Genomic DNA, 2,952 nt, shown 5'->3' on the forward strand with positions numbered 1-2,952 from the left:
TAGGGGTGTTTGGAAAGCAGGCTAAAACATCAAGATAGCGTCTCACCTTTTCGCTATCTTGTTCTTTATAGGTTGTGGTCTTTTTTTAAAGTGATGTTCAGTTTTTTAAGGCAGCCCAAACTGAGGGAATACTACAGTTAAAATGCTCTGCAATTTCCCTTAAGAAAGCATCTGGATGTTCCTTGACATAGGCTTCCAAGCGGTCAAGCGGAAGTTTGCGAGGACTACGAGCTCGTGGGTTACGATTCAGATGTCCTTCATTTTTCAGCTGTGTCTCCCAACGGTACAAGGTATCGGTTCCAATACCAAATAGGTCACAGGTTTCCTTTTTTGTGTGTCCTGATTGGACATAGGCAATAACGCGTTTTCTAAAATCAATTCCGTAAGTCATAAGTCTATTTTATCACACATCAAATAAAAACTAAACAACTATAACAACTCTATCCAACTGCATTAACGGGATACCATGAACGGAGCAAGTTTCCGGTAGTGTCTTTGTGTTTGCGATAAATTCAGCTTGTGTTAGCATATGTAACTCCTTTTTCTAAAATGGGTTTTCTTCTGACCAGTTCGCCAACCACTCCTCGCGGGTTTGTGGCTCTGGTTTTAAATTATTTGGCTGTTTTTTAGCCTCACGCGCTGCCTTGCTATTTCTAACAAGTTCAACTGTCAATAGGTTATCCTGTTTCCATCTGTTCAAGATTGCTTTAATATATGCCAAATTAGCCTTACCTTGACTAACCGCCTCTTTCAATGCCTCAAGAATAAGTTCTGGACTAAAATCTTCTAGCATGTACTGCAATTCTTGCATCTGTATTGGTGATAAAGGTTTACCAGTTTCTTGCTCAAAAGATTTATAGATGTTTATAAAGTCTTGATTAAAGGGAGGGGGAGTAGGTGATTGATTTTGTTCTTTATCTACCTCTACTCTTTCTCTATCTCTTATATTTTCTTCTCTACTCTTCTCTACGTGACTATCTTGTGACAAAGTCACATCTTGCCGTAATTTTGTCACGTTTTCGGATGCTTTTTCTCTTGCTCGTTGCCTTTCTTTTCTTACTGCTGATTGAGTTTTTGAGCCTATTCGCTGTACTGCACCCGGTAATGAAACTTCATCCTCTGATATTTCAACCAGTAACCCTTTACGTTTTAGAAAATCAAATACCGCTCCAACATCCTCTACTGTCTCGTCAATATCAAATGCAAGTTCTGATACAAAATCATCCTCAATACTTTCAAAATACAATGAGCCATTATTTTTAGGCTTTTCAGCAACAGCTTGAGATAAATAGTGGTATATACATACCCTGCTGCCATCCTTTTCAAGGCTTTCATTTCTTTTTGTTCAAAAAAATCATGCTCCATCTTCAACCACCAGTAACGCTTTTCTTCCGCCAAGTTTACTCCTCCCCTGTTGCTAAATATTGCATTTCGTCTAGGTATTCAATCTCAACCAATTTCAAATGATTTTCTATATCAGTCACATACTCTAACGCTCTTGTAAACTCCTCATTTTCTAAGATATTTTTCAATCTCTCAATAGCCAAAATTGCCCCATCGTGGCTTTTTATAAACTCTACTAGTTTCATCTGCTTTACCTCCAAATTGTTCTACTACTTGATTTTGTCAAACGTTCAATCAATTCATCACGCGCGTGCCTATCCACTTTATCGCTGATGAAAACAACATCTAAACTGGGGGAGTAATGCACCTTGCCCCTCCACCCATCACCATCAATAATAAATACTTTCAAAATAGACCTCCTAGCGTACTGTGAGAAAATTAATCACATCAGAAACCTTGAAATATAGTTTTTTGCTACTTTCAAAGGGTGATTGATATGAGACTAGCCCTATATCCATCCAGTTTTTCAAAGTTGTACCAGAAATATCTAGGTCATCTTTAAGTTCCTTGGCTGTGATTAAACCTGTTTTCTTTTGCAACTTCTTCTCTAGCTCTAGTTTTTGTTGTGCCAGCTTATCAACCCTATCTAATAAGCCTTGTTCAAATTCAACCGAAAATGTTCCCATACTCCCCTCCTAGTTAAATTTCTTACCAGCAAGCCATACATAAGCCCCATAGCGCTCTTGTACGTGGGCTGTGGTGTTTTCCTCCACCTTGTCAGTTTGTGGGCTAATATCAAGCTCTATATAGCTCTCATAACGCCATAATAAGATTAGAATAACCAAGGAAACAATAATCAAGATAACACTTTCAGTCAATGTTGGGATTGATTCATTCATTGCTATACTCCTTGAAAAATCTATCTGACAATCCTGTGTGCTCTGAAACAAGATACTTTAGCCCACTAGTTGCTACTGTTACAAGGGCTGTTGCTTTATCTGGTTCAATGTCGCTAGTTGCTATTTCTAATGTTCTGATAACATTTTTCAACTCCGTACATAGCAATTCATAGTTACTTAAAATCTCATTATTCATGCTGTCTAATAACCTCCAGTTCATTGTCATTATCACAATTTATTAATTTACAAGCGATTAAATCTAAATCTTGATATAGCTGTTCTGTCATTTCAAAAATAACACTAAATGCTTGTTTCATTTGATGGTGTAAAATAGCGCTATCTGCTCCAGCATTATCAGCAAGTAATAAAGCATTGCCTAACTGTTGGATAATTTCAACGCGTGGTAGCAACTCAGCAATTTGGTTGCCCTGTTGCTTGATGTTTTGTGTGCTTAATGCCATTTTTGATTTTCTCCTTTATTTTTGGTAAAATTAAAGTAGTTATATTTGACAAGGGGGTGACTGATTTCCTCCTTGCTAAATACCTAACAAAACCACGCGCCTTGCCTTGCTTGAGTTTTGTTATAGTAAAATGAAACAAAAACAGTACATTTGTGGTATAATGTATTTATGGCATATTCATTAGATTTTCGTAAAAAAGTTCTCGCATACTGTGAGAAAACGGGCAGTATTACTGAAGCATCTGTTAT

Annotated in this window: 10 protein-coding genes; 1 reads left to right on the forward strand and 9 read right to left on the reverse strand. The window is 37.3% G+C overall.

Translation table 11 applies throughout. The features are described from left to right. Positions 1-97 precede the first annotated feature (97 nt). The 9 genes from ODU55_RS11555 to ODU55_RS11595 form a co-directional block, all read right to left on the reverse strand. Positions 98-391, reverse strand: a complete 294-nt coding sequence (locus ODU55_RS11555; protein ID WP_398582902.1) for an IS630 transposase-related protein — start codon at positions 389-391, stop codon at positions 98-100. Positions 392-544: 153 nt separating this feature from the next. Then, a complete protein-coding gene (locus tag ODU55_RS11560; protein ID WP_398582903.1) occupies positions 545-1,246 on the reverse strand; it encodes a DnaD domain protein in 702 nt (233 codons plus the stop codon). Further along, a complete protein-coding gene (locus tag ODU55_RS11565) occupies positions 1,180-1,365 on the reverse strand; it encodes a phage replisome organizer N-terminal domain-containing protein (RefSeq protein WP_398582906.1) in 186 nt (61 codons plus the stop codon). Before ODU55_RS11565 ends, ODU55_RS11560 begins: the two co-directional genes overlap by 67 nt. A 35-nt stretch (positions 1,366-1,400) precedes the next feature. Next, positions 1,401-1,589, reverse strand: a complete 189-nt coding sequence (locus tag ODU55_RS11570) for a hypothetical protein (RefSeq protein ID WP_398582904.1) — start codon at positions 1,587-1,589, stop codon at positions 1,401-1,403. Between the two features lie 5 nt (positions 1,590-1,594). Beyond that, entirely contained in the window at positions 1,595-1,753 is a 159-nt protein-coding gene (locus ODU55_RS11575; RefSeq protein ID WP_398582905.1) for a hypothetical protein, read from the reverse strand. A 10-nt stretch (positions 1,754-1,763) separates the two neighbouring features. Next, on the reverse strand, positions 1,764-2,030 hold the full coding sequence (locus ODU55_RS11580) for a hypothetical protein (RefSeq protein WP_136628802.1): 267 nt from the start codon (positions 2,028-2,030) through the stop codon (positions 1,764-1,766). Positions 2,031-2,039: 9 nt separating this feature from the next. After that, entirely contained in the window at positions 2,040-2,243 is a 204-nt protein-coding gene (locus tag ODU55_RS11585) for a hypothetical protein (RefSeq protein WP_398580685.1), read from the reverse strand. Continuing rightward, complete coding sequence (locus ODU55_RS11590) at positions 2,236-2,439, reverse strand: hypothetical protein (protein WP_398580684.1); 204 nt, start codon at positions 2,437-2,439, stop codon at positions 2,236-2,238. Before ODU55_RS11590 ends, ODU55_RS11585 begins: the two co-directional genes overlap by 8 nt. Further along, on the reverse strand, positions 2,432-2,704 hold the full coding sequence (locus tag ODU55_RS11595; RefSeq protein WP_398580683.1) for a hypothetical protein: 273 nt from the start codon (positions 2,702-2,704) through the stop codon (positions 2,432-2,434). Before ODU55_RS11595 ends, ODU55_RS11590 begins: the two co-directional genes overlap by 8 nt. Positions 2,705-2,872: 168 nt before the next feature. On the opposite strand from ODU55_RS11595, the gene ODU55_RS11600 reads away from it, so the two are divergent. Beyond that, positions 2,873-2,952: IS630 transposase-related protein (locus tag ODU55_RS11600; RefSeq protein WP_226314317.1), on the forward strand; the 80-nt coding region annotated here is incomplete at its 3' end.

This window comes from Streptococcus sp. 2022WUSS037 (assembly GCF_044427225.1).
Lineage (GTDB): Bacteria > Bacillota > Bacilli > Lactobacillales > Streptococcaceae > Streptococcus.